The following is a 24,870-nucleotide window of genomic DNA, read 5'->3' on the forward strand; positions in this document are numbered from 1 at the left end:
GTAAGATTGACATTCAACTCCTTCCGTTTAGAAAAGAGGTGATCGTGTGAAAACAATAGCTGTTTCAGGTTATAAAGCGCACGAGCTTGGTATTTTTGATCAAAAGCATAAAGGGATTTACTTTATAAAAAAAGCATTAGAACAACGTTTGCGGTCATTTGCTGAAGAGGGTCTCGAATGGGTCATTATAAGTGGTCAACTTGGTGTAGAGTTATGGGCAGCAGAAGTCGTATATTCTTTGAAAGAAAATTTCCCTCATTTACAATTGGCGATCTTAACACCTTTTTTAAAGCAAGAAGAAAAATGGCAAGAATCTACAAGGGACTATTATCTAGACATTCTTAACCAAGCTGATTTTGTTGATAGTATCACAAAACGTCCATATGATAGTCCTGCTCAGCTTAGACTTAAAAATGAATTTATTATTTCAAAAGCTGATGGCTTATTATTACTATATGATGAGGAAAAGCCAGGTTCTCCTACATATTATTTAGAAATTGCAAAAAAACGACAAATGACAGATGAATTTCCTATTTATACCATTACACCAACTGACCTTGATTTACTCGTTCAAGAAGAACAAGCTGATTTTTAAATTCCGAGAGTATGAAGAGTGTTAGGAAGACAGATAAAGCGAAAATATTATTAATTGAAATTGACAAGTTCACGATCTTTTGAAAAAATAGAGGAAAAGCTGTACGTACACGTCGCATAATAGAGGTGATGAAAATGAGTCAACAGGATATTCGATTTACAGCCAAAGAAATTCTTGAAAAAGATTTTAAAACAAGCATGAGAGGGTACAATCCAGATGAAGTGGATAAATTTCTAGATGCTATTATTCAAGATTATGAGGCTTTTCAAAACAAAGTAGCAAACCTTGAAAGAGAAAATGAGCAATTAAAGCGTGAAATGAAAAAGCTCTCTGAACGATCGCAAAGACAGACTCCGACACAAACAGTTGGAAGTACGAACTATGATATTCTTCAACGTTTATCGAACTTAGAGAAAAAAGTATTTGGAAGTAAACTTTACGAGTAGGGGATTTGCATATGGTTGATGTTTATATTGATGGGGCAAGTGCTGGAGATCCTGGACCATCTGGTGCGGGAGTATTCATCAATTATAAAAATGGGCAAGTCGAGAACCATTCGATTCCATTAGGAGAGATGTCCAATCATGAAGCAGAGTACGAGGCCTTAATCCATGCACTAGATTTATGTCTAGAGCGTCGATTAAGCATCGTCTCATTTCGAACAGATTCCAAACTAATTGATGAAGCAATTGAGAAGCGCTATGTCAAAAATAAACGATTCCAACCTTATTTAGAAAAAGCACTAAAAAGAACAGATCAATTTGATTTGTTTTTTATGAAGTGGATTCCGAGTAGTCAAAACAAAAGTGCAGATGCACTAGCAAGGCAAGCAATACAAAAAAATGGAAAATAATTATCTCCTTGAATTATATCATGATTCGAGGTATAATTATTTTTGTCGCTTAAGACAACTTTAAGCATTCAGGTGACCGCTGCACGCTTGTCGTGTAGAGGAAAGTCCATGCTCGCACGGGCTGAGATGCTCGTAGTGTTCGTGCCTAGCCAATTCATAAGCTAGGGTAGTCTGGTTTTGACTGGGCTAACGGCAAGGTAAGCACCTAAGTCGATTGATATGGTGTGAGGCCTTTGAAAGTGCCACAGTGACGTAGTCCGTTTGGAAACAAACGGAGTGGAACGCGGTAAACCCCTCGAGCGAGAAACCCAAAACATGGTAGGGGCATCTTCTTAACTGGAAATGAACAGGTGAGAAGAACAAGGGTATCCTTGTAGATAGATGGTTACCACTGGAGTACGAGGCTCATCACCGTTTGCAGTACAAAGGTACAGAACATGGCTTATCGAATGCTTAATGGATGAAATAAACTAAAAACATTTTATAGAAATCAGACCCAATTCTCCTTATAGAGAATTGGGTCTTTTTCTTGTAAATTGGAGCAAATGAAAAAAAAGTAGAACGGTGTAGACAAGCTATTAATATACCTTTACTGAAAGCCCTTTCATATTAAAACCCTTTATTCCTAAACGCTTTAAAGCGATAAAATTTCTTGTTTACTTTCCAATAATATTGTTTTAAGATAATACTAAACTATTAGAAAAATAAAAAGGGGTATTGTTATGAAAAAAACATTGAAATATTGGATTGGGATTGGAGCTATTGGTTTGGCTTTAACTGCATGTGGAACGGAAGAATCCGCATCGCCTGCTGAAGAAAATGAGCCTGCACCTTCGGAAGAAACAACTCAGTTTAAAATTGGGGCTACGCAAATTGTTGAGCACCCATCGCTTGACCTAGCCTATGAAGGATTCCAACAAGCTCTTGAAGATGCTGGACTTGATGTGAACTATGATTTCCAAAGTGCGCAAGGTGATCAAAATAACACAAGTGCCATTGCAAACAACTTTGTTGCCGATCAAGTCGATCTTATTTTTGCTAACTCGACACCGAGTGCTCTAGGTGCGTTGCAAGCAACGAGTGACATTCCGATCCTATTTACTTCTGTAACAGATGCAGTTGGATCAGGATTAGTCACAGCAATGGATCAACCAGGAGAAAACATTACTGGTGTAGTTGATTTACACCCTGAAACAATCGAAAATACCGTTAGCTTTATTGATCAATATTTTCCAGACTCAAGTGTAGGACTTATTTACAATGCTGGTGAGTCAAATTCGGTTGCTCAAATGGAAGCAATTGAAGCTGCTGCCGAGGGAACGAGCTTAACTCTTATGACAAGAACTGTAGCTACATCAGCTGAAGTACAACAAGCCGCAGCATCACTAGTCAGCGAAGTAGATGTCTTATACATTTTCACAGATAATACAGTTGTTTCAGCATTTGCAACAGTTGTAGCCGCTGCAAATGATCAACAAATTCCATTGATTGTCGGAGAACCCAATTCATTAGCAGCAGGTGGGTTTGCAACTTATGGTATTGACTATCACTCAATTGGTTACCGTACTGGGGAAATGGCTGTTGAAGTATTGACTGGTGAGAAAACAACGACAGAAATTCCGGTTGAGTATCCAGCAGAAATGCAGTTATTTATTAATAAAGAGGCTGCTGAAGCTCAAGGAGTGGAATGGAATTCTGAATGGGACGAAATTGCTGAATTTTACGAAGCTGAAGAAGCTGAATAAAGAAATAGGGACCGACCTGTCACTAACGGCAAGTCGGTTTCCATGTTTTAAAAAAGTGTTTACAAGTAATGCCTAAATAGTTTATCTAGCTACTACAAGTTTGGTAGGTGTTTTGGCATTTTTATGGGAGGGTTCATATGTTTTTATCAATTTTTAGCGCAATTGAATCAGGAATTATTTACGCTATTATGGCGCTTGGTGTTTATTTAACGTTTCGGATTTTGGACTTTCCCGATTTAACAGTGGATGGTAGTTTTGTAACAGGTGCTGCAGTGGCTGCGGTGTCAATTGTTAATGGCATTAATCCTTTTGTCGCAACGGCTTTTGCTGTGATCGCAGGTTTTATTGCTGGTTGCTTTACGGGACTGCTTCATACAAAAGGAAAAATCAATCCACTTTTAGCTGGGATTCTCATGATGATTGCCCTTTATTCGATTAATTTACGAATTATGGGTAGACCGAATATTCCATTACTAAATGAATCAACTGTTTTTAATCAAATTGCTGGTTGGTGGGAAATGATCGGTGTTGACCGAGCATTTAATGGCATGCTGCAAATGATGGGACTTGCTCAAGTACCACGTACATGGGCGATTTTGATTGTTATGGCTATTTTGACGATAGCTATCAAATATGCAACTGATTATTTCTTGAAAACTGAAGCTGGCTTGGCCTTGCGTGCAACAGGGGATAATCAAAAAATGATTCGCAGTTTTTCAGCGAACACGGACTCATATATTATTTTCGGCTTAGGTCTTTCTAATGGTTTAGTTGCCTTATCGGGTGCTTTAATTGCTCAGCTAGGTGGTTTTGCTGATGCTGGTATGGGAATTGGTTTAATTATCATTGGTCTAGCATCTGTTATTATTGGTGAAGCTCTTTTTGGAACGAAAACTATTTTCAGAACGACATTAGCCGTTATTGCTGGAGCGATTATTTACCGTATCGTCGTCACATTGGCATTGAGAGTTGATTTTCTTGAAGCTGGAGATATGAGGTTGATTACAGCTGTTCTTGTTATCGCAGCATTAGTATCACCAAAAATCATCGATGCTCGGAAAGAAAAGATTAGAAGAAGACATAAACGTGCTGCTGGAAAAGGAGGGAATCAACATGCTTCATCTACGTGATATTTCACTAACATTTAACGAAGGAACTCCTGATGAGAAAAAAGCATTGCAAAACACGAATCTCTCTTTAAACAAAGGCGATTTTGTCACGATTATTGGAAGTAATGGAGCTGGGAAATCGACATTAATGAACATTATTTCAGGCTCTCTTACACCAGATGTTGGCGATGTACTTATTGATCAAAAAGAGGTAACGTACTTACCAGAATACAAACGTTCTCAATTAATTGGCCGTGTATTTCAAGATCCAATGGCAGGAACAGCACCAACAATGACAATTGAGGAAAACCTCGCTATTGCTTATTCAAGAAATAAAAAGCGTACGTTTAAAGTCGGCGTAACAAAGAAACGGAAGGATATGTTTCGAACTCATTTAGAATCGTTAAATCTTGGTTTAGAGAATCGATTAACAGCGAAGGTTGGCTTATTATCTGGTGGTGAGAGGCAAGCCCTTTCCCTCTTAATGGCTACCTTTACTGAACCGAAAATCCTTTTGTTAGATGAGCATACAGCTGCACTTGATCCATCTCGAGCTGAGTTAATTACAAATTTAACTCATGATATAGTTGAAAAATTTCAGCTAACAACGCTTATGGTTACACATAATATGCAACAGGCGCTCGATCTTGGAAATCGGTTAATTATGATGGATAAAGGTCAAATTATTTTAGATGTAGACAGCGACAAGAAGAGTCAATTGACAATCGAGAAGCTCCTGCAAGAGTTTCAACGTATTCGCGGTAAGCAAATGGAAAGTGATCGAGCAGTACTTGGTTAATATAACGGGGTATCTCTAAAACTTTTAGAGATACCCTATTTCTTATGTCAGAAGATGTTGTTTGCCAGCCTATTTACTCGTATAATGAAAGATACATGTCCGTTGATAAGGAGTTTATTCATAATGGAAAAAGTAACGTTAATTGCAACAGCAACAATGGGTTTAGAAGCAATTGTTGCACGAGAAGTGAAAGATTTAGGATACGAAGATGTACAGGTGGAAAATGGAAAAGTCACGTTCACAGCTGACGTATCAGCTATTCCACGTGCGAATCTTTGGTTACGTACTGCAGACCGAGTGAAAATCAAGATTGGGGAATTTAAGGCTTATACATTTGATGAGCTCTTTGAAAAAACGAAAGCTCTTCCTTGGCCTGATTTCATTCCTGTTCATGCTGAGTTTCCTGTTATCGGGAGATCAGTAAAGTCAAAATTATTTAGTGTCTCTGATTGTCAGGCGATCGTGAAAAAAGCAGTTGTTGAAAGCATGAAAAAACGCTATAAGAGAGGCTGGTTTGATGAAGATGGTCCATTCTATCGAATCGAAGTAGCTCTTCATAATGATGTTGCCACATTGACAATTGATTCAAGTGGAACAGGTCTTCACAAACGTGGATATCGCTATTTACATAATGAAGCGCCATTAAAAGAAACGTTAGCTGCGGCATTAATTAAGCTTACCCCATGGAAACCAGATCGCCCATTTGCTGATCCGTTCTGTGGATCTGGAACCATTCCGATTGAAGCTGCGATGATCGGTCAAAATATTGCACCCGGCTTTAATCGTGAATTCGTATCTGAGGACTGGCACTGGATTGGCAAAGAGCGTTGGAATAAAGCGCGACAAGAAGTAGAAGATTTAGCAAACTATGATCAGCCTCTTGATATTTTAGGCTCAGATATCGATCACCGAAGTGTAGAACTAGCCCAAAATAATGCCATGGAAGCTGGTTTTGGTGATATGATTACATTTAAACAAATGCAAGTGAAGGATTTCCGTCACCGCGGTGAATATGGCATTCTAATTGGCAACCCACCATACGGGGAAAGACTTGGTGAACGTGCCGAAGTTGAACAAATGTATCGAGATATGGGAGAGACATTCAAGCTATTAGATACATGGTCTGTTTACATGCTCACCTCTCATGAAGGCTTTGAAGAGCTTTACGGGAAGAAAGCAACGAAAAAGCGGAAGCTGTATAATGGGAATTTGAAGACAGATTATTATCAATTCTTTGGACCAAGGCCTCCGAGGAAAGAGTAAGATCGTACAAGTTTAAATCATACTTGGTTTGAGTTCAGTCATACCGACATTGACATAGCAGTTGCATGGTGACATGGTTAAAGTTATAAAAGTAAATGTTAGAGATAATAAATATGTTTATTTAATATTGATTGAAGATATCATTCACGAGAGACTTAAAGCAGCTATTCATTGGATCATTGAAGTCAGAATCTGATAGAGAATGGGGATTTAAATTACTTGTAGGTAATGTTGACCGAGTTGACCTCGCTAATTATATGGAAAGTTGGAAACAGGGACAGAAGAGATAGAATTAGATCACTGGTTAGACATGGTGAATATGTTAAAATGAAAGGCTCATTAATTTGGCTAAGAAACTGGCTAAGTTAGTGAGCCTTTTATTTGAAATATTATTTTCATCGCAAATAAATGATCATAATATTATTATGTAAACTAATTTGATTCACCCGCATATTTTTCTTATTGACTGGATAAACTTAACATGAACGGTAACAGCTAAAGGAGGAACTAGTATGGCTAATCAGGAACATTTTCAATCTGGATATAATGATCTTAAACAAGTCGAAATGGCGATAAAATCTGCAGAGCATATGGTCGGACAAGCGACTCGTAGCATGGATGAAGAACAGTTGCAAGCTGCTACAAATGCATTACAAGATGCAAAAGAAAAATTGAATAAAGCTGTTGCTTATCAAACGGGAGTTGACGACATGTTTTTAGAAATGTCATCAGAGTTGATCGAAAAAGCCGATCATCAATTAAAAGAAGCGAAGAATAACGAATAGAAAAAAAGATTGGCTTACACTGCATTTTTTCGAGTGTAAGCCAGTCTTTTTTTATTTTGCATCTGGGTGATCTAGCTGTTCAAATACAGGATTTGAAAAGTCCAAATATCCTAAATCCTCCTTATAATCAATTGTCATTCCATCCATATACCAAAAATCATCTTCCGTTATGAAAAATGTGACTCCGTTTTTCTCAATTTTATAAGAAGAGGTGGTTGGTTCGTCCTTCATGACACCTACTGAGAATCCTCCAGATCCAATTCCGCCTACACGAACATAAAGGCGCAGGGTATCTCCTTTTGAAAGAGGTATTTCTTCTATATATAAAGCTGCCGCTGAATCAGTGATTGTTACGTTCAATTTGCATTCCTCCTTATTCACTTCACACAATAGCATAGCATTCAACGTATTTCTAGGTAAATGATTTTTATAAGAAATAAATCATCCGTTATTCATAAAAATAAAAATGTGAATCAATTGATTATTTTGGATGCTCTCGATATGATTACATTAGCATGACTATGACTAAAGAGGTGGATATTTAGAATGACAGAACGAATACAGCAAATCGAATCTGAATTTAGACAATTTGTGAAGAAAATTGAAGATTATAAGCAAGCACTTGCTGTTCTTGCATGGGATTCACGTACAGGAGCACCAAAGAAAGGAATTGTGCAGCGCTCTGAAGTCATTGGAACGCTATCATCTGAAGTATTTGCCCTTTCGACAGCAGAAGAAATGGCAAGTTTTTTAGGAGAGTTACGTGAAGAGAGTGTCTATAATAACCTTTCAGAAATTACGCAAAAGACAGTTGATGAATGTCATAAAGACTTTGAGCGTAACGTCAAAATCCCTAAAGACGAATTTAAAGAATACGTGATGCTGCAATCACAATCAGAAGCATTATGGGAAGAAGCAAAAGAAAAAGCAGACTTCGAAATGTTCCGTCCGAATCTTGAAAAGCTAGTTGCATTTAAAAAGAAGTTTGTTGGCTACTGGGGCTATGAGAAGCATCCTTATAACACCCTTTTAGATGATTATGAGCCTGGCGTATTTGTGGAGACAATTGATAAAGTATTTGGCGAGTTGCGCGATCAATTAATTCCACTTGTCAAAGGGGTAACAGAATCAACGCATCAGCCAAAAACAGATTTCTTGTTCAAAACGTTCCCGAAAGAAAATCAAAAAGCGCTCAACTTAGATATTTTAACCGAGATTGGCTATGACTTTGAGGCAGGCCGTCTAGATGAAACGGTGCATCCATTTGCAATCGGCATTAATCCAAATGATGTTCGCGTGACGACAAAATACAATGAAAACGATTTTCGTGTTGCGATCTTTGGTACAATCCATGAATGTGGGCATGCTCTGTATGAACAAAATATCTCACAAGATTTAATTGGTACACCGCTTTGTGACGGCACATCGATGGGTATTCATGAGTCTCAATCACTTTTCTGGGAGAAATTCGTCGGTCAAAATGTTGGTTTTTGGGAGCGAAATTATGATTTAATGAAAAAGCATTCAAGTGGTCAGTTTGATAATGTATCATTAGAAGATTTTTATTTTGCGATCAATGAGTCAAAACCATCATTAATTCGTATTGAAAGTGATGAACTCACGTATTGTCTACATATCATCATTCGTTATGAGCTGGAAAAAGCCCTTATGGAAGATAAAATTACAGTAAAAGAACTGCCACAAGCCTGGAATGATAAGATGGAAGAATATTTAGGTATTCGACCGTCGCATGATGGTGAAGGTGTTCTTCAAGATGTTCACTGGTCATTTGGTGCTTTTGGCTATTTCCCGTCTTATGCACTAGGATACATTTATGCTGCTCAAATCAAAGAAGCCATGCTAGCTGATCTGCCTTATTTTGACGAGCTTGTTCGTAACGGTGACTTTGCTCCGATTCGTGAATGGTTAACCACACATGTGCATCAATATGGAAAAATGAAGCAACCTGGAGAGATTATTAAAAATATTACAGGTGGTGGGATTGATTCCAAACCGCTCGTGCGTTATTTGGAAGAAAAGTATCGTCGTCTTTACAAGTTTTAAGTTCAACATCTACTACCAAGAGAAGAAGAGCCCATCACTCTTCTTCTCTTTACTGTTTATAAACAAAGAAAAACAACTTAAATCACCATTTCTTTTTATGATGTTTAACATAGAATGGAAAATATAGGATGAAAAACATTAGCAGAGCAATGACTTCTAAAAAGAGAATATACCACGGATAAGGTCCAAGAACATCCAAAATACTTGGATTTTCTGGCTTTCGAGCAAGAAACATGTAGTTTGCCCCTGTAGCGATGTTAACTAAAAAGGCAACTAACGCAAATATATTTAACGCTACAAATGATTTTATCATTGAGCGCAAGGTAATCGTCATCCGCTCCACCCATACCATATGTAAGATCGCTAAAATAATCGCAAAATGCGCAATAAAGAAATGCAGAAAGCGGTAATGTGGAAAGGTATAGTACAATTCAGGTGTCACAATCGCTTGAAATGCGCCAGCAAGACCGAAGAAATAGACAATCTCAAAGATGAAGCGCTGCTTGATTAAAAGCATAATCACGCAAAGGTATAAACTAATCGTACATAGCTGAAGAGGCAAGTTAAATCTAAGATCCCATTGCCCCACATATATACTCCAAATGATTAAACTAACCTCAGATAAAAATAAGGCAGCTACAAGTGCCCATCTTCCGTATGTTTTCATCAACGGATGCTTCCGAAAACGATACTGGAACCATAGAAGAATTAAAAATAAAAAAATCGTGATCAAATGAACTGGTGAAAGAAAAAGCGCTGTTTCTACATAGGATTCACGGGCAAAGATTGAATTCACTAAGTACCCTCCTCAATGTCTTACCGTATCACACGTTTAAGCGAGCGAAGATCTTCATCAACCCCACCAAATAATTGCTCAACTCTTTCACGCGCGTCCTCTACTCCTTTGTTTTAAATAGTGGGAGCTAATTTTTCTAACATAAAATCTAGGATTTGCTCGGCTGCAATATAACCTAATTCTTCCCCGCGTTCAACCTCATAATAATACTGTAAATCGTCCATCATTAATTTCTTTTCTTCCTTTGTAAAATGAATATGCATCATATAAACTCTCCCTTTTACGAATAAGTAAGCTGCTCAATTGCTTGTTCTCTCGCACGGTCTTGAACGTGAGCGTATACTTGCGTTGTGGCAATGGACTCGTGCCCAAGTAAGCTTTGAATCGTTAACACGTCAACGCCATTTTCAATCAAAGCTGTTGCAAATGTATGCCTAAGCTTATGAGCAGTGATTTGTTTGTTTTGAAGCGATGCAATGGTTTGTGAAGCTCGTTTTATTTGTCGTTGAATCATTTTCTGTAACGCATTTAAGCTAACAGACTTTATATAGGAACCTTTTTTGAAATCATAACCTATAAATAAGGCATCATCAGGATATTGTGGGCGGGCGTCTTTTGGCAATGAACGTAAATAGTCTTCGATCATATTGATTGTTTCTGTTGCAAGAGGGATCGTCCGTTCTTTATTCCCTTTTCCGCGAACGGATAATGTTCTTCGCTCAACATTCACTTGCTTAAGTTTCAAGGAAGAGAGCTCAGAAATACGTAGTCCTGTAGAAATCAATAAATAAAAGACTAGGAAATCACGTGAGTTTAATTTTTCTTGATACATCTTTTGGCGAAGACTGACATGATGATCCTCGGTTGCTCGAATAGCATTGAGTAACTGTTTTACTTCTTTTTGTGTTAAATAGACAGGTTCTCTTTTACCGAGTTTCGGTCGTTCCACGCCAACAACTGGATTCGTTGCTGTTAATCCTTCTTTTATCAAATAATCGAAAAGAGACTGGAGAGCTGACAATTTTCGATTAATGGTTCTTGGTTCATTTTCAACCTCTAAGGCTAGATACGATATGTAATGCTGAATCCCTGCTTTTTCAAGCTGTAAAAAATCTACTAATTGTATGGAAGAAGCTGAGAATGCCGGATCGTCTGTGTGACGCTTGACATACGAAAAGAAAAAATAGAAATCATAAATGTAACGCTGAATCGTAGATGGTGAATAACCAAGTGACATTCGGCTTACTAAATAGTCTTGTATAAAAGAAGGAAGTTCATTCGCTTTTTTATATGTAGAAAAAAGCTGAGCTTTATGTGTAGAAGTTGTATTTTCAATGCTTGTTTGAATGTGGTTTAATTTTGCAAATAACGACATATGATTCACCTCTCTATTAGTTTAACGCAAAATTAACGTTCTGTGAAATTGATATTTCACGGAACGTTAAAAGGTAGAGAAAAATAAGTGAAGTTGTATTGTTTGATTTACCCATTTGGCTGTAATACAATACCACAATAATACTTAGTAACACGAAATGTATCCTTCATTTATAAGGGATAAAAGTTTAATAGGAGGGTAAATATGAACACGAATCAAACGAACAATAAAAGTAAAAAACAAATTAGCGATATTCCTTTATCCGTTTTAGATCTTTCTCCAATCATTGAAGGGGGAACGATAAAAGAATCATTTAAAAACACACTTGATCTTGCTCAGTATGTTGAAAAATGGGGATACAATCGCTTTTGGTTAGCCGAACACCATAATATGCCTGGCATTGCTAGTTCAGCAACGTCTGTGTTGATAGCTCACGTTGCAGGAGGGACTTCGAAAATTCGTGTTGGTTCTGGTGGGATTATGTTACCAAACCATGCTCCATTAGTAATCGCTGAACAATTCGGTACACTGGAAACACTTTATCCTGGGCGTATTGATCTTGGTCTTGGACGAGCACCTGGAACGGATCAAAATACTGTTATTGCTCTACGAAGAGATGCACGCGCAGGTCAAGATTTTCCTGAAGACTTAGCAGAATTAAAATCATTTTTTGCCCCACTTTCAGAATCCATGTATCGTGGTTTAGTTCGTGCGGTTCCTGGCGAAGATTTAAATATTCCTATTTGGTTACTTGGTTCAAGTGGATTTAGTGCTCAATTAGCTGGCGAACTCGGTTTACCTTTTGCTTTTGCCAGTCATTTTTCGCCAGATAATACTTTAGGAGCCTTGCAAGTGTATCGTGACCATTTCAAACCTTCGGAAGTGTTAGATAAGCCATATGCAATGGTGGGAGTAAATGTCATTGCTGCAGAGACAGATGAAAAAGCACAATGGTTAGCTACTTCTTTCCAGCAGCAATTTTTAAATCTCGTTCGCGGACGTCCAGGCCAGTTGCAGCCACCAGTAGAAAGCATGAATGAGCTTTGGACAGAGGGTGAGCGACATGCTGTTGAGCAACAGCTTCGTTCTTCCATTGTTGGAAACCCCGAAACGGTAAAAGGAAAATTACAAGCCTTTTTAGATGCTACGCAAGCAGATGAATTTATGATTAATACACATGTATACGATCATCAAGAACGTTTGAAGTCGTATGAGCTAGTAAGTGAACTGGTTAAAGAAAAATAAACAAGAAAAGGAGCTGACAGATAAAAATCAGCTCCTTTTGCTATTCTAGACAAGATCCAATAAATGAATTAAAGCAAAACCTAATACAGACAATAAAATCGAACCAATAAGCGCTGCAGCAAATGTCCGTAATCCAAGTTGTCTAAACGTAGTCATATTGACACTTAAACCAAGACCAGCCATCGCCATTGCAATTAAGACATAAGAGAGTGAAACAAGCAGCTCTGCGATCGTTGACGGAATCAACTCAAATGAATGCACGGCACTCATTATTAGAAACCCGACGATAAACCAAGGAACTGGAATCAACCTCCATGTACCCTTTTCATCGGAACTATTTTTCTGTAATTCAGTGTGGTTGATCCATATTCCTATCACAATCGCTACTGGTACGAGCAATGCCACTCGTGTTAATTTAACAATAACGGCCGTATCAACCGCTTGATTACCTCCTGGTGCAGCCGCTGCAATTACATGCGCTAATTCATGTAAAGTTGCCCCTGAAAAAATTCCATACCCATTTGCTGAGAGACCAATAAAGGGGAACATAAGCGTATACATGATGGTAAACATTGTTCCAAGTATCGCAACAGTTGCGGCTCCTATGGCAATTTCCTCATCTTTCGCTTTTATTTGTGGTGCGATAGCTACAACAGCTGCAGCCCCGCAAATGGCGGTCCCACATGCTGTTAAAATCCCAAGCCTTTTCTCTACTTTAAATAGTTTTGTTAATAAAAACACTACAATCAACGTAAAAAAGAGACTAACACTCGCAATGATAAACACATCTGCGCCAGCTTGAAAAATAGCAAAAAGATCAAGCCGCATACCCAGTAAAATGATTCCAACTCGTAAAAGCTTTTTACTAGAAAAATTGGTCCCTGGTGCTAGTTGATTAGGTAGGCCGATCGAAGCCCTCCATATCATCCCGATCATAATAGCAAGAACTAATTCACCAGTTATATTCAGAAAAGGGAGGTCAGCCAAGTACTTTGCTATAATAGCTATTCCCAGTGTAAGCATGATTCCAAGGGTGAAATATAGATAATTTTTGTATCTGTCTTCCATTGCTCATCACTCCGTACATGTGTCATTTCTCGTTGTTTTCTTTTTTACTATAATGACGATTCAACAATAAGTAAAATACATATTTGTAATCATAATCATTTGAAAAACTTATGATAAAATAAAAGAAGCATGGAAGGAGACAAACTCGTCATGATTGATCATTTGAAAATTTTTGTAACAGTAGTTGAACAACGTCATTTTTCAAGGGCAGCGAGCTTACTGAATCTTTCGCAACCAAATGTAAGCTTACATATACGAAATCTTGAAAACGAGCTAGATACGACTCTTTTTATTCGCTCACCTAAAAAAGTAACGGTCACAGAAGCAGGAGAAATTCTTTATATCCGCGCCAAAAAAATGTTAGAGCTTTACGAAGAAGCAAAGCAGGAGCTTAATGCCCAAAAACATACCGTTCAAGGAACATTAAAAGTTGGAGCAAGCTTTACAATCGGAGAGTATATCTTACCAAGAATGCTAGGGGCATTTGCTCAAGAATATCCACTAGTAAAAGTAGAAGTAATGGTAGGCAATACGGAAGAAATTATTGAGAAGGCACGTTTAAACGAGCTTGATATTGGCCTGATAGAGGGGGAAGTGACACAAAAAGAAGTGAAAGCAGAACCCTTTATGCAAGATGAAATGATTATTATAGCTCCTCTTACTCATCCTTTGGCGCAACTACGTACGGTTAAGCCTGATATGCTACAAGATCAAGTCTGGATTTGGCGAGAAAGCGGTTCAGGAACGCGCGCTTATAGTGATCAATTAATGGCTAATTTACAGCTTAATGTAGCACATTTCTTTATCTTTAGTAGTAGTCAAGGAATAAAGGAAGCCGTCTCAGCAGGGCTAGGGATTGCGATGATTTCTAAATTAACTGTTCGTAAAGAATTGGAAGCAGGCGACATCAAGCGAATAAATATCCAGAATCGTACCTTTACGAGAAACCTTTCGATTATACAAGGAAATGAAGGATTTCACTCAAATGCACGTGAGCTATTCATTGATAAGATTTTGAATGCGGAAGAGAGAGGCACTTAATAAAACAAATTACAAGAAGAGTTGGCATAAAACTTACTTGTTTATATTGTGCAGGATTTAGCCATAAAAGAGTCGAAAGAGTGTCTATTAAGAAAGCGGATACAAGATTTCGCAATCATGAAGGAGGAACTAAAAAATGAGAGAAGTTGTTATTGTTAGTGCCGTACGCACACCAGTTGGAACGTTTGGAGGAGCATTATCGTCTGTATCGGCGGTAGATTTAGGAGTGGTCGCAACAAAAGAAGCGATCGCTCGTGCTGGGATACAGCCAGAGCAAATCGATGAAGTATTAATCGGAAATATTTTATCAGCAGGGTTAGGCCAAAACGTCGCTCGACAAGTGGCGATCTATGCAGGACTTCCACAAACGACGCCTGCACTTGCTATTAATAAACTCTGTGGATCAGGCTTACGGACAGTGAGTATGGGAGCTCAGTTTATCGCATTAGGTGATGCGGATGTCATTTTAGCTGGTGGAATTGAAAGCATGAGTAATGCTCCGTACGTACTACCTAAAGCACGCTGGGGACAACGTATGGGTAACGGGGAGTTAATTGATATGATGATTTATGATGCTTTAACGGATAAATTTAATGATTATCATATGGGAATGACTGCAGAAAATATTGCTGAGAAATGGGAGTTAACTCGCGAAATGCAGGACGAATTTGCATTACGTAGTCAACAAAGAGCAGAAGCAGCCCAAAAAGAAGGGCGTTTCCAAGCTGAAATCGTTCCTGTTGAGATTCCTCAACGAAAAGGCGAACCAATTATTGTCGATACAGATGAACATCCAAAACACAGAATGACAATGGAAAAACTATCCAAATTGAGACCAGCTTTTAAAAATGACGGGACCGTAACGGCTGGAAATGCTTCAGGCATTAATGATGGTGCTGCTATGGTTGTTTTAATGGCCAAGGAAAAAGCTGAAGAGCTTGGCATTACACCACTTGCAACGATTAAATCATACGGAAATGCAGCATTGGATCCAAGCATTATGGGCTATGGACCTGTGCCAGCTACTAAGAAGGCACTTGAACGTGCTGGGATGACTGTTAAAGATTTAGATCTTATTGAAGCGAATGAAGCATTCGCAGCACAGTCTCTTGCTGTTGTAAAAGATTTAGGTCTAGATCCTGATAAAGTAAACGTGAACGGAGGAGCAATTGCACTAGGTCACCCCGTAGGTGCGTCAGGAACACGCGTTCTAGTTACGCTTTTATATGAAATGGAGCGACGGGATGCCAAGCACGGACTAGCAACGCTTTGTATTGGTGGAGGTCAAGGAACAGCCTTAATTGTTGAACGTCCATAAGTAAGAGAAATAGTAAAGTACATACATGTCAAATGTCTAGTTGTATTAGCTTTTGTCATGATGTGAGGAGGATTTCAATTGAGACTACAGGATAAAGTAGCGATTATTACAGGAGCAGGTCAAGGAATTGGTCAAGCAACTGCATTGAAGTTTGCAGCTGAGGGAGCCAAGGTTGTGATTTCTGATATGAATGAAGCAGCTATAGAGGATACGGTTGCTGCTGTAAAAGAGAAGGGTGCTGAAGCTATTGGACTGCTTGTCAATGTAACCAAACGAGCAGACGTGAAACAACTAATGAAGAAGACGGTCGAAACCTTTGGTCGCATTGATATCGTTATAAACAATGCTGGCATTACAGCAGATGCGCAGTTGTTGAAAATGACAGATGAAGAGTGGGATCGCGTTATTGATGTAAATTTAAAAGGCGTATTTCTTGTATCTCAAGAAGCAGCAGCAATCATGAAGATGCAAAATAGCGGTGTGATTTTAAATGCCTCTTCTGTTGTTGGTTCATACGGTAATTTTGGGCAAACGAACTATGCTGCCACGAAATGGGGAGTAAACGGGATGACGAAAACATGGGCGAAGGAATTAGGGCGTTACAATATTCGTGTGAACGCTATTGCTCCAGGTTTTATCCTTACCCCCATGACAGAAAAAATGCCTGAAAAGGTCTTAACAATCATGAAAGATAAAGCCGTTTTAAAGGACCTTGGAACTCCAGAAGACATCGCTAACGGATATGCCTTTCTTGCATCTGATGAAGCGAGGTTTATCACTGGGACGATTTTAAGTATTGATGGTGGCGTAGTTTTGTAATGGTTGAATTGAGACTAGCTTTATAAAAAGCTTGTTTTTCACCTGAAACACAAGTTAAACGGAGCAAAATTTCCGCATGAGTCAAATATAGAGATCAAATCCCCCAAAAAGGGTAAACTAATTAAAACAGGCTATTTCATTGCATATAGCCTGTTTTATTATTCTAACACAACGAACTACCTACCTCTAAATGTTTATAAATTTACGAAAAAGGGTATAAGATTCTGTTAAGAAAGTATAATTGATTGGAAGTGAAAAAGAGAATGATCACGTTTCAAAATGTATCAAAAGCTTACCCAGATGGGACACAAGCTGTTCAGCAATTTAATTTAACAGTAGCAGAAGGAGAATTTTTTGTCTTAATTGGTCCATCTGGCTGTGGGAAAACAACGACGCTGAAAATGGTGAATCGTCTTATTGAACCAACTGATGGAACCATTGAAATGAATGGAAAACCTATTTCATCAATAAATATCCACGAACTGCGTTGGAACATTGGCTATGTTCTTCAACAAATTGCGCTATTTCCTAATATGACAGTGGCAGAAAATATTTCAGTCGTGCCTGAAATGATGAAATGGTCAAAAGAATTGATAGAAGCACGTGTCAATGAATTACTAGAAATGGTTGGACTTGAACCATCACAATTTCGCGAGCGGAAACCTTCTGAGCTCTCAGGTGGTCAACAACAGCGAATTGGTGTTGCGAGAGCACTAGCTGCCAATCCTGACATTTTATTAATGGACGAGCCTTTTAGTGCATTAGACCCGATTAGTAGAGAACAGCTTCAAGAAGATATTATAAATCTCAAAAAAAACATTAAGAAAACCATCATTTTTGTCACTCATGACATGGATGAAGCATTAAAGCTTGGAGACCGTATTTGTATGATGAGAGAGGGTAAAATTGTCCAAGTAGGCACACCAGAAGAACTCCTTTCAAGTCCGAAAGATGAGTTTGTTGCGACTTTTATCGGTGATCGCAAGCATACGATTGTTGATAAGTCAACCGTAAACATGGTGATGAAATCAATTGACAATGTTCAAGCTGAAATAAATGAACAGTCAGCTATTATCCCTATAACAGCCACACTTGATGAAGCTTTTATACAACTTTCTACATCAGAGGATACAATTCTTTATGTAGAAGACGAACAGCAAATTGTTGGGACAGTTTCGTACAAAGAATTAGCCCAACTTGCTGTTAAAGGAGGAGTGAATTAATGGAAGGAATCCAACGTTTGATTGATTTATTTCTCCTCAGACAAGACTTAGTGTGGTCTTCTTTATGGCAGCATTTGCAATTATCCCTTATTTCTTTATTAATTGCCGTTTTTATCGCGGTTCCATTAGGTGTCATTCTTTCTCGTAAAAAACGTTTTGCAGAGTTTATTATTGGTGTTACTGCTGTTTTGCAGACCATTCCAAGCCTTGCTCTACTTGGGTTTATGATTCTTTTTGTTGGTATCGGAACAACACCTGCGATTATTGCATTAACAGCCTATGCCCTTTTACCTATATTGCGTAATACATATACAGGAATTAATGAAGTGGATCCAGCTATCCGAGAAGCAGCAACAGGGATGGGGATGAACTCGATTAGACGTTTGCTAAAAGTTGAGCTTCCTATCGCTATGCCTACTGTTATGGCTGGTGTAAGGACATCAATGGTGCTTATTGTTGGAACAGCCACTCTTGCTGCACTCATCGGGGCAGGTGGTCTCGGTGATTTAATCATGATTGGCATCCAGCGTGCAAACAATGAGTATATTTTACTAGGTGCCATTCCAGCCGCTTTACTTGCTCTTTTCTTTGATTTCATCCTTCGAGTAACTCAAAATAAGACAAGAGGATCATCGTACAAACCAATTATTGCTCTTGTCACACTTGCAATAGCTTTCATAATTGTTCCTCCTTTATTTGCAGAAGATGATGGCTATGATCTTGTGATTGGTGGGAAATTAAATGCCGAACCAGAAATTGTCGCAAATATGTACAAGCATTTAATTGAAGAAGAGACAGACCTACGGGTAGATGTTCAAGCAGGACTTGGTGGAACGGATATTGTCTTTAATGCTCTTCGCGTCGGTGATATTGACATGTACCTTGAATTTTCCGGGACTATTTTAGGGGGCATTTTGAATGTTGAAGATTTTAGTTATGAACCGAGAGAGGCCTATGAGCAAGCTCGTGATCTGATTTATGAAGCAGAGCAATTCGTCTTTCTAGAACCGATGGCCTACCAAAATACATATGCGATTGCGGTGACAAATGAATTTGCTGAAGAAACGGGCGTCGAGACGATCTCAGACTTACGACCATTTCGCGATCAACTTACAGCAGGTTTCACGTTTGAATTCATTGATCGACAAGATGGTTATGCTGGCTTTGAAGAGTTGTATGGCTTCCGCTTTGCAGATGTGCAAACGATGGACGCGTCTCTTCGTGCTCGTGCTCTTGTTTCAGAAGATGTTCAAGTGATTGATGCCTATTCAACAGATTCTCAATTAGTCAAATATAACCTGAAAGTATTAGAGGATGATCAACAGTTATTTCCTCCTTATCAAGGAGCGCCACTTGTACGAGAAGAAACACTTATCCGTTATCCAGAGCTTGAAAGCATTCTTGAACAACTAGCAGGTCAAGTAACAGAAGAAGAAATTCAACGTCTTAATTATCTTGTCGATTATGAAGATCAAAGTGCAGAAGCAGTTGCACGCGACTATTTAGAAGAACATGGCTATATTCATTAACTACACTTAACGGTTAATTTTCATGAAATAAAGGAATAAATGATTAAAAAGGAGAAGTACACTATATAGAGATTATCAAAGGAGTTGTTTTTAGGCATGAGTATTCAGAATCCATCAGATGAGCAAATAAAAGAATTATTACAGAAAAGTAAACGAATTGCAGTTGTTGGATTATCAGCTAACCCTGAGCGAACGTCTTATATGGTGTCTGAGGCAATGCAGAAAGCTGGTTATGAAATTATTCCTGTCAATCCAGCTATTGATGAAGCACTTGGCGTCAAGTCTGTTGCTTCTCTTAAAGACATTCAAGGAGATATTGATATTGTCAACGTCTTTAGACGAAGCGAGTTTCTTCCTGAAATTGCTCGCGAATCAGTAGAAGTTGGAGCAAAGGCATTTTGGGCTCAACTCGGTGTCGAAAATGAAGAGGCTTATAACTATTTAAAAGAAAATAATGTGACAACGATTATGGATCGTTGCATTAAAGTGGAACATGCTAAATGGAAATAACATTTCTTGCGTACCTCTATTGATAAAGGGGTACGCTTTTTCATATATTGAATCTTTGTGAAAATGCAGGATAATCGAAAAGAGGTTGCGAATACTGAAATAATCGCTACAATAGAAAAAGCAAGGAAAAGGCACGATGGAAACATTTGTTCGTTTATGCTACAATGAGCGTAGCATGTTGAAAGGAGCACCAATTTTGGCAAAGAAACAGCACTTGGATTATAACGATGATGCAATACAAGTACTAGAAGGTCTTGAAGCCGTTCGAAAACGACCTGGTATGTATATTGGGAGTACGGATAGTCGTGGACTTCATCATCTAGTCTATGAAATTGTTGATAATTCCGTTGATGAGGCGTTAGCTGGATACGGAAACTACATAAATGTGACCGTGCACCGTGATAACAGCATCTCCGTTTCTGATGAAGGACGTGGGATGCCAACAGGTATGCACAAATCAGGGAAACCTACTCCTGAAGTGATTTTAACGGTTCTTCACGCAGGAGGTAAGTTTGGCCAAGGAGGCTATGCAACAAGCGGTGGACTTCACGGTGTTGGGGCCTCTGTTGTAAATGCCTTATCAGAATGGCTTGTTGTTGAAATTAAGCGGGATGGTCAAATTTTTAAGCAACGATTTGAAAATGGTGGAAAGCCTGTTACTACTCTTGAATACGTCGGAAAAACGAAGAAAACTGGAACGACGATTCATTTTAAACCTGACACGACTATTTTTAGCACGACAACGTATAACGTTGAAACGCTAACAGAACGTTTACGTGAAGCCGCTTTCTTGTTAAAGGGGTTAAAAATTGCGCTTGTTGACCTTCGTGGAGACGGGTCTCGTGAAGAATTTCATTTCGAGAATGGAATTGAGGCGTTTGTTGAATATTTAAACGAAGATAAAGAAACGATTAGTCCAGTTGTTTTCTTTTCAGGGGAACAAAATGATATTGAAGTTGAATTTGCGTTTCAATTTAATGATGGCTATACAGAGAATGTTCTGTCCTTCGTTAACAATGTCCGAACAAAGGACGGGGGGACACATGAACTAGGAGCTAAGGCTGGTATGACTCGGGCTTTTAATGAATATGCTCGAAAAGTGAAGTTACTTAAGGAAAAAGACAAGAACTTAGATGGATCTGATATTCGTGAAGGCTTTACCTCTATTATCTCAGTTCGTGTTCCCGAAGCGAAATTACAATTTGAAGGTCAAACAAAAGGCAAGCTAGGTACTTCAGAAGCTCGCTCAGCCGTTGATGGACTTATCTCTGAAAAGTTATCCTATTTTTTCGAGGAAAACCCAGAAGTCAGTACGATGTTAATTAAAAAAGCAGTCAAAGCAGCGCAAGCTCGTGAAGCAGCAAGAAAAGCTCGTGAAGACGCTCGTAATGGAAAAAAAAGCAAGCGGAAAGATGTCTTGTTGAGTGGTAAGCTAACACCAGCTCAATCAAAAAATCCGCAGCGCAACGAATTGTATTTAGTGGAGGGGGATTCAGCAGGAGGATCTGCCAAACAAGGGCGTGATCGTAAATTCCAAGCGGTCTTACCATTACGAGGAAAAGTCATCAATACGGAAAAAGCGAAATTAGATGACATCATGAAGAACGAAGAAATCCGGACGATTATTTATACGATTGGAGCAGGAGTTGGTGCAGACTTCGCATTAGAGGATGTCAACTATGACAAAATCGTCATCATGACCGATGCGGATACCGATGGTGCACATATTCAAGTTCTATTACTGACATTTTTCTATCGCTATATGCGTCCTCTTTTCGATGCAGGTAAAATTTATATTGCCCTTCCACCACTTTACAAAGTAAGTAAAGGATCTGGAAAAAAAGAGGTAGTTGAATATGCCTGGGATGAGCGAGAATTAGCAAGCGTTACAAAGAAAGTTGGACGTGGGTATACCCTTCAGCGTTATAAGGGTCTTGGGGAAATGAATGCAATTCAGCTTTGGGAAACGACGATGGACCCAGAAACAAGAACGCTTATCCGTGTCAAATTAGACGATGCAGCACGAGCTGAAAAACGTGTCACTACTTTAATGGGTGATAAAGTCGAACCGAGACGAAAGTGGATTGAAGCTAATGTTGCTTTTGGTCTTGATGAAGAATCAAACATCTTAGAAAACGAAAATTTAGCAGTTGTTGAGGAGGAGTAAGCTTGGCACAAACAGAGCGTTACTTAGACCTTCCTTTAGAAGATGTCATAGGTGACCGATTTGGTCGCTATAGTAAATATATTATTCAAGAACGGGCCCTACCTGACGCAAGAGACGGTTTGAAGCCTGTTCAACGACGGATTTTGTATGCCATGTATAAAGATGGCAATACAGCAGATAAACCTTTCCGAAAGTCAGCGAAAACGGTTGGTAATGTCATCGGGAATTATCATCCACACGGTGATTCGTCTGTCTATGAAGCAATGATTCGTATGAGTCAGGAATGGAAGGTACGTAATCTGCTAGTTGATATGCACGGAAATAATGGATCGATTGATGGAGATCCTCCAGCAGCCATGCGTTATACAGAAGCACGTCTGTCATCTATTGCCGCGCAGCTTCTACGCGATATTGATCGAGATACAGTTGAGTTCATTCCAAACTTTGATGATTCAGAAGAAGAACCTGTCGTCTTTCCAGCGATGTTTCCTAACCTACTCGTCAATGGATCAACAGGAATTTCGGCTGGTTATGCAACTGATATTCCACCACATCATTTAGGGGAAATCATAGATGGTGTGATCATGCAAATGGAGAAGCCTAACACGACCCTTGATGACCTTCTGCAAGTCATTCAAGGACCTGATTTTCCAACAGGTGGTATCGTTCAAGGACTTGATGGGATTCGTCAAGCTTACCGAACAGGAAAAGGGAAAGTCATCGTTCGAGCAAAAACAGAAATCGAAGAACTACGCGGTGGTCGAAAGCAAATTACGATTCATGAGATTCCATATGAAATCGTGAAATCAAATCTTGTCAAGAAAATGGATGAGCTTCGTTTTGATAAAAAAGTAGACGGCATTGCTGAAGTCCGTGATGATACGGATAGAACTGGCTTACGTATCGTTGTGGAACTGAAAAAAGAAGCAGATGCACAAGCCATTTTACACTATTTATTTAAAAATACGGATCTACAAGTTACATATAACTTTAATATGGTCGCTATTCACAACAAAGCTCCTAAATTAATGGGGCTTCAAGCTTTGATTCAAGCGTATATTGACCATCAGAAAATTGTTTTCACAAGACGGGCAAATTACGATCTAAAAAAAGCGCAAGATCGTCAACACATTGTTAAAGGACTTATTAAGGCCATTTCCATTCTCGATGAAGTAATCGCAACAATTCGTTCATCGACAGATAAAAAGGATGCCAAAAATAATCTGATTGAGCGTTATCAATTCACTGAAGAACAAGCTGAAGCGATCGTTACTTTGCAGCTTTACCGTTTAACAAATACGGACATTACTACATTAGAAGAGGAAGCAGCTGAACTTGAACGTCGTATCCATGAGCTAGAGGCAATCCTCGAGAGCGAAAAGAAGCTTATTAAAGTCATCAAAAATGACTTACTTAGTATCAAAAAGCAATTCGCAGATCCAAGACGAACAGTGATTAAAGCAGAAATTGAAGAAATTAAAATCAATATGGACGTTTTGATCGCTTCAGAAGATGTTATGGTTACTGTAACAAAAGAAGGATACGTTAAACGGACAAGCATCCGCTCCTATACAGCTTCAAATGGAGAGCTACCTGGAATGAAAGAAGGAGACTATCTCCTTGGCTATTATCCAGCAAATACAATCAATACAATCCTCTTGTTCACAAAATTAGGGAACTATTTATATATTCCTATTCATCAATTACCAGATATTCGCTGGAAAGATAATGGGCAGCATGTAGCTAACCTAGTAAGCGGACTTGATCGAGAGGATGAGATTATTTCAGCTATGCCGATCGTTGAATTTAAAGAGGATGAATCACTGCTCTTTATTACAAAAGAAGGGATGGCAAAACGCTCACAACTTTCTTTATATCAAGCACAGCGTTTCTCTAAACCATTAATGGCTGTTAAATTAAAAGAAAATGATGAAGTTATTAGTATTATGAAAACAGATGGGAACCAAGAGTTATTTCTTGCCACTAATTTTGGTTATGGACTGTGGTTTAGTGAGGAAGAAGTCAGCCTTGTTGGTCAGCGAGCAGCAGGTGTGAAAGCTATTAATTTAAAAGAAGGCGACTCCGTGATTGATGCATCTACATTCTCACTAGATGAAAAGATCGAATTTATTATCGTCACACACCGAGGCGGAGTCAAAAAAATCTCGATTACAGAGTTTGAAAAGTCATCTCGTGCAAAGCGTGGCTTAGTTATGTTAAGAGAACTCAAGTCAAATCCTCATCGAGTAGTGGCATGCAAACGCTTGTTAAAACCAAAAGAAATGTTCATTATCATAACTGAAAAAGACAAAGAAATCATTTTAGATAGCAGCGCATATCGCAATAGTGACCGCTACAGCAATGGTTCGTTTATTGTCGATACAGCAGCAGAAGGTTCGATCAATCAAGTAAGACGTACTGTAGAGAAAGAATTGAACGATGATGAGTCTTAAGCACTCATCATCGTTTTATTTTAAACTTTACAACTGTTAAAAAGGGGTTAGCTAAAATTAACTTAAAAAGAAATACAATAAGTAAACCATAATAACGTTATGTAAACTGTTGT

At 38.7% G+C, this 24,870-nt stretch carries 23 protein-coding genes and 1 other RNA gene; 19 read left to right on the forward strand and 5 right to left on the reverse strand.

Features of this window, described 5'->3' with window-relative positions:
* The first annotated feature begins 46 nt into the window (after positions 1–46).
* From IQ10_RS03305 to IQ10_RS03345, 9 genes are all read left to right on the forward strand, one after another.
* A complete protein-coding gene (locus IQ10_RS03305) occupies positions 47–595 on the forward strand; it encodes an SLOG family protein (RefSeq protein WP_144449069.1) in 549 nt (182 codons plus the stop codon).
* A 134-nt stretch (positions 596–729) separates the two neighbouring features.
* Positions 730–1,041, forward strand: coding sequence for a cell division regulator GpsB (gene gpsB / locus IQ10_RS03310; RefSeq protein WP_144449070.1), 312 nt, complete (start codon positions 730–732; stop codon positions 1,039–1,041).
* An 11-nt stretch (positions 1,042–1,052) separates the two neighbouring features.
* Positions 1,053–1,448: a reverse transcriptase-like protein gene (locus IQ10_RS03315; protein WP_144449071.1), complete on the forward strand. Its 396-nt coding sequence runs from the start codon at positions 1,053–1,055 to the stop codon at positions 1,446–1,448.
* 64 nt (positions 1,449–1,512) lie between these two features.
* Positions 1,513–1,898: RNase P RNA component class B (gene rnpB / locus IQ10_RS03320), an RNA gene on the forward strand.
* Between the two features lie 272 nt (positions 1,899–2,170).
* Positions 2,171–3,193 (forward strand): ABC transporter substrate-binding protein, encoded by a 1,023-nt coding sequence (locus IQ10_RS03325; RefSeq protein ID WP_144449072.1) that lies wholly within the window; start codon positions 2,171–2,173, stop codon positions 3,191–3,193.
* A 137-nt stretch (positions 3,194–3,330) separates the two neighbouring features.
* Positions 3,331–4,323 carry an ABC transporter permease gene (locus IQ10_RS03330; protein WP_144449073.1) on the forward strand — a complete coding sequence of 331 codons (993 nt, stop codon included), beginning with the start codon at positions 3,331–3,333 and terminating at the stop codon, positions 4,321–4,323.
* Positions 4,307–5,101, forward strand: coding sequence for an ABC transporter ATP-binding protein (locus IQ10_RS03335; RefSeq protein WP_144449074.1), 795 nt, complete (start codon positions 4,307–4,309; stop codon positions 5,099–5,101). Before IQ10_RS03330 ends, IQ10_RS03335 begins: the two co-directional genes overlap by 17 nt.
* Positions 5,102–5,224: 123 nt before the next feature.
* Positions 5,225–6,364 (forward strand): THUMP domain-containing class I SAM-dependent RNA methyltransferase, encoded by a 1,140-nt coding sequence (locus tag IQ10_RS03340; RefSeq protein ID WP_144449075.1) that lies wholly within the window; start codon positions 5,225–5,227, stop codon positions 6,362–6,364.
* 512 nt (positions 6,365–6,876) lie between these two features.
* The gene (locus tag IQ10_RS03345; RefSeq protein ID WP_144449076.1) at positions 6,877–7,149 is read left to right on the forward strand and encodes a DUF2564 family protein; all 273 of its coding nucleotides are present in this window, start codon (positions 6,877–6,879) and stop codon (positions 7,147–7,149) included.
* A 51-nt stretch (positions 7,150–7,200) separates the two neighbouring features.
* Here the strand turns inward: IQ10_RS03345 and IQ10_RS03350 are convergent, their stop codons facing one another.
* Positions 7,201–7,509, reverse strand: coding sequence for a HesB/YadR/YfhF family protein (locus IQ10_RS03350; RefSeq protein WP_144449077.1), 309 nt, complete (start codon positions 7,507–7,509; stop codon positions 7,201–7,203).
* Between the two features lie 186 nt (positions 7,510–7,695).
* Between IQ10_RS03350 and IQ10_RS03355 the strand changes: the two genes are divergently transcribed.
* Positions 7,696–9,213, forward strand: coding sequence for a carboxypeptidase M32 (locus IQ10_RS03355; protein ID WP_144449078.1), 1,518 nt, complete (start codon positions 7,696–7,698; stop codon positions 9,211–9,213).
* Between the two features lie 82 nt (positions 9,214–9,295).
* Here the strand turns inward: IQ10_RS03355 and IQ10_RS03360 are convergent, their stop codons facing one another.
* From IQ10_RS03360 to IQ10_RS03370, 3 genes are all read right to left on the reverse strand, one after another.
* Positions 9,296–10,009 carry a YwaF family protein gene (locus tag IQ10_RS03360; protein ID WP_242009709.1) on the reverse strand — a complete coding sequence of 238 codons (714 nt, stop codon included), beginning with the start codon at positions 10,007–10,009 and terminating at the stop codon, positions 9,296–9,298.
* 113 nt (positions 10,010–10,122) lie between these two features.
* Positions 10,123–10,275, reverse strand: a complete 153-nt coding sequence (locus IQ10_RS18125) for a DUF2164 family protein (RefSeq protein WP_242009712.1) — start codon at positions 10,273–10,275, stop codon at positions 10,123–10,125.
* A 14-nt stretch (positions 10,276–10,289) separates the two neighbouring features.
* On the reverse strand, positions 10,290–11,384 hold the full coding sequence (locus tag IQ10_RS03370; RefSeq protein ID WP_144449079.1) for a tyrosine-type recombinase/integrase: 1,095 nt from the start codon (positions 11,382–11,384) through the stop codon (positions 10,290–10,292).
* A gap of 204 nt (positions 11,385–11,588) precedes the next feature.
* On the opposite strand from IQ10_RS03370, the gene IQ10_RS03375 reads away from it, so the two are divergent.
* Positions 11,589–12,629 carry an LLM class flavin-dependent oxidoreductase gene (locus tag IQ10_RS03375; RefSeq protein ID WP_144449080.1) on the forward strand — a complete coding sequence of 347 codons (1,041 nt, stop codon included), beginning with the start codon at positions 11,589–11,591 and terminating at the stop codon, positions 12,627–12,629.
* Positions 12,630–12,674: 45 nt separating this feature from the next.
* On the opposite strand, the gene IQ10_RS03380 is transcribed toward IQ10_RS03375, so the two are convergent.
* Positions 12,675–13,697: a YeiH family protein gene (locus IQ10_RS03380; protein ID WP_144449081.1), complete on the reverse strand. Its 1,023-nt coding sequence runs from the start codon at positions 13,695–13,697 to the stop codon at positions 12,675–12,677.
* Positions 13,698–13,847: 150 nt separating this feature from the next.
* On the opposite strand from IQ10_RS03380, the gene IQ10_RS03385 reads away from it, so the two are divergent.
* The 8 genes from IQ10_RS03385 to parC all read left to right on the forward strand — a co-directional run bounded on the left by IQ10_RS03385 (position 13,848) and on the right by parC (position 24,757).
* Positions 13,848–14,738 carry a LysR family transcriptional regulator gene (locus IQ10_RS03385; RefSeq protein ID WP_144449082.1) on the forward strand — a complete coding sequence of 297 codons (891 nt, stop codon included), beginning with the start codon at positions 13,848–13,850 and terminating at the stop codon, positions 14,736–14,738.
* Between the two features lie 136 nt (positions 14,739–14,874).
* A complete protein-coding gene (locus IQ10_RS03390; RefSeq protein ID WP_144449083.1) occupies positions 14,875–16,056 on the forward strand; it encodes an acetyl-CoA C-acetyltransferase in 1,182 nt (393 codons plus the stop codon).
* Between the two features lie 78 nt (positions 16,057–16,134).
* The gene (gene fabG / locus IQ10_RS03395; protein WP_144449084.1) at positions 16,135–16,875 is read left to right on the forward strand and encodes a 3-oxoacyl-[acyl-carrier-protein] reductase; all 741 of its coding nucleotides are present in this window, start codon (positions 16,135–16,137) and stop codon (positions 16,873–16,875) included.
* 263 nt (positions 16,876–17,138) lie between these two features.
* Positions 17,139–18,098, forward strand: coding sequence for an ABC transporter ATP-binding protein (locus IQ10_RS03400; protein ID WP_144449085.1), 960 nt, complete (start codon positions 17,139–17,141; stop codon positions 18,096–18,098).
* Positions 18,098–19,627: an ABC transporter permease/substrate-binding protein gene (locus IQ10_RS03405; RefSeq protein WP_144449086.1), complete on the forward strand. Its 1,530-nt coding sequence runs from the start codon at positions 18,098–18,100 to the stop codon at positions 19,625–19,627. The genes IQ10_RS03400 and IQ10_RS03405 overlap by 1 nt, the downstream gene beginning before the upstream one ends.
* A gap of 96 nt (positions 19,628–19,723) precedes the next feature.
* A complete protein-coding gene (locus IQ10_RS03410) occupies positions 19,724–20,137 on the forward strand; it encodes a CoA-binding protein (protein WP_144449087.1) in 414 nt (137 codons plus the stop codon).
* Positions 20,138–20,312: 175 nt separating this feature from the next.
* The gene (parE, locus tag IQ10_RS03415; RefSeq protein WP_206751986.1) at positions 20,313–22,304 is read left to right on the forward strand and encodes a DNA topoisomerase IV subunit B; all 1,992 of its coding nucleotides are present in this window, start codon (positions 20,313–20,315) and stop codon (positions 22,302–22,304) included.
* 2 nt (positions 22,305–22,306) lie between these two features.
* A complete protein-coding gene (gene parC, locus IQ10_RS03420) occupies positions 22,307–24,757 on the forward strand; it encodes a DNA topoisomerase IV subunit A (RefSeq protein WP_144449088.1) in 2,451 nt (816 codons plus the stop codon).
* Positions 24,758–24,870: the final 113 nt, after the last annotated feature.

Source organism: Halalkalibacter nanhaiisediminis, assembly GCF_007830185.1.
GTDB lineage: Bacteria > Bacillota > Bacilli > Bacillales > Bacillaceae_D > Halalkalibacter > Halalkalibacter nanhaiisediminis.

Bases quoted from the DNA above. Each gene is read 5' to 3' on its own strand.
- gpsB (WP_144449070.1), top strand. From the start codon at position 730: ATGAGTCAACAGGATATTCGATTTACAGCCAAAGAAATTCTTGAAAAA.
- IQ10_RS03315 (WP_144449071.1), top strand. From the start codon at position 1,053: ATGGTTGATGTTTATATTGATGGGGCAAGTGCTGGAGATCCTGGACCA.
- IQ10_RS03325 (WP_144449072.1), top strand. From the start codon at position 2,171: ATGAAAAAAACATTGAAATATTGGATTGGGATTGGAGCTATTGGTTTG.
- IQ10_RS03330 (WP_144449073.1), top strand. From the start codon at position 3,331: ATGTTTTTATCAATTTTTAGCGCAATTGAATCAGGAATTATTTACGCT.
- IQ10_RS03335 (WP_144449074.1), top strand. From the start codon at position 4,307: ATGCTTCATCTACGTGATATTTCACTAACATTTAACGAAGGAACTCCT.
- IQ10_RS03340 (WP_144449075.1), top strand. From the start codon at position 5,225: ATGGAAAAAGTAACGTTAATTGCAACAGCAACAATGGGTTTAGAAGCA.
- IQ10_RS03345 (WP_144449076.1), top strand. From the start codon at position 6,877: ATGGCTAATCAGGAACATTTTCAATCTGGATATAATGATCTTAAACAA.
- IQ10_RS03355 (WP_144449078.1), top strand. From the start codon at position 7,696: ATGACAGAACGAATACAGCAAATCGAATCTGAATTTAGACAATTTGTG.
- IQ10_RS18125 (WP_242009712.1), bottom strand. From the start codon at position 10,275: ATGATGCATATTCATTTTACAAAGGAAGAAAAGAAATTAATGATGGAC.
- IQ10_RS03370 (WP_144449079.1), bottom strand. From the start codon at position 11,384: ATGTCGTTATTTGCAAAATTAAACCACATTCAAACAAGCATTGAAAAT.
- IQ10_RS03375 (WP_144449080.1), top strand. From the start codon at position 11,589: ATGAACACGAATCAAACGAACAATAAAAGTAAAAAACAAATTAGCGAT.
- IQ10_RS03380 (WP_144449081.1), bottom strand. From the start codon at position 13,697: ATGGAAGACAGATACAAAAATTATCTATATTTCACCCTTGGAATCATG.
- IQ10_RS03385 (WP_144449082.1), top strand. From the start codon at position 13,848: ATGATTGATCATTTGAAAATTTTTGTAACAGTAGTTGAACAACGTCAT.
- IQ10_RS03390 (WP_144449083.1), top strand. From the start codon at position 14,875: ATGAGAGAAGTTGTTATTGTTAGTGCCGTACGCACACCAGTTGGAACG.
- IQ10_RS03400 (WP_144449085.1), top strand. From the start codon at position 17,139: ATGATCACGTTTCAAAATGTATCAAAAGCTTACCCAGATGGGACACAA.
- IQ10_RS03405 (WP_144449086.1), top strand. From the start codon at position 18,098: ATGGAAGGAATCCAACGTTTGATTGATTTATTTCTCCTCAGACAAGAC.
- IQ10_RS03410 (WP_144449087.1), top strand. From the start codon at position 19,724: ATGAGTATTCAGAATCCATCAGATGAGCAAATAAAAGAATTATTACAG.
- parE (WP_206751986.1), top strand. From the start codon at position 20,313: ATGTTGAAAGGAGCACCAATTTTGGCAAAGAAACAGCACTTGGATTAT.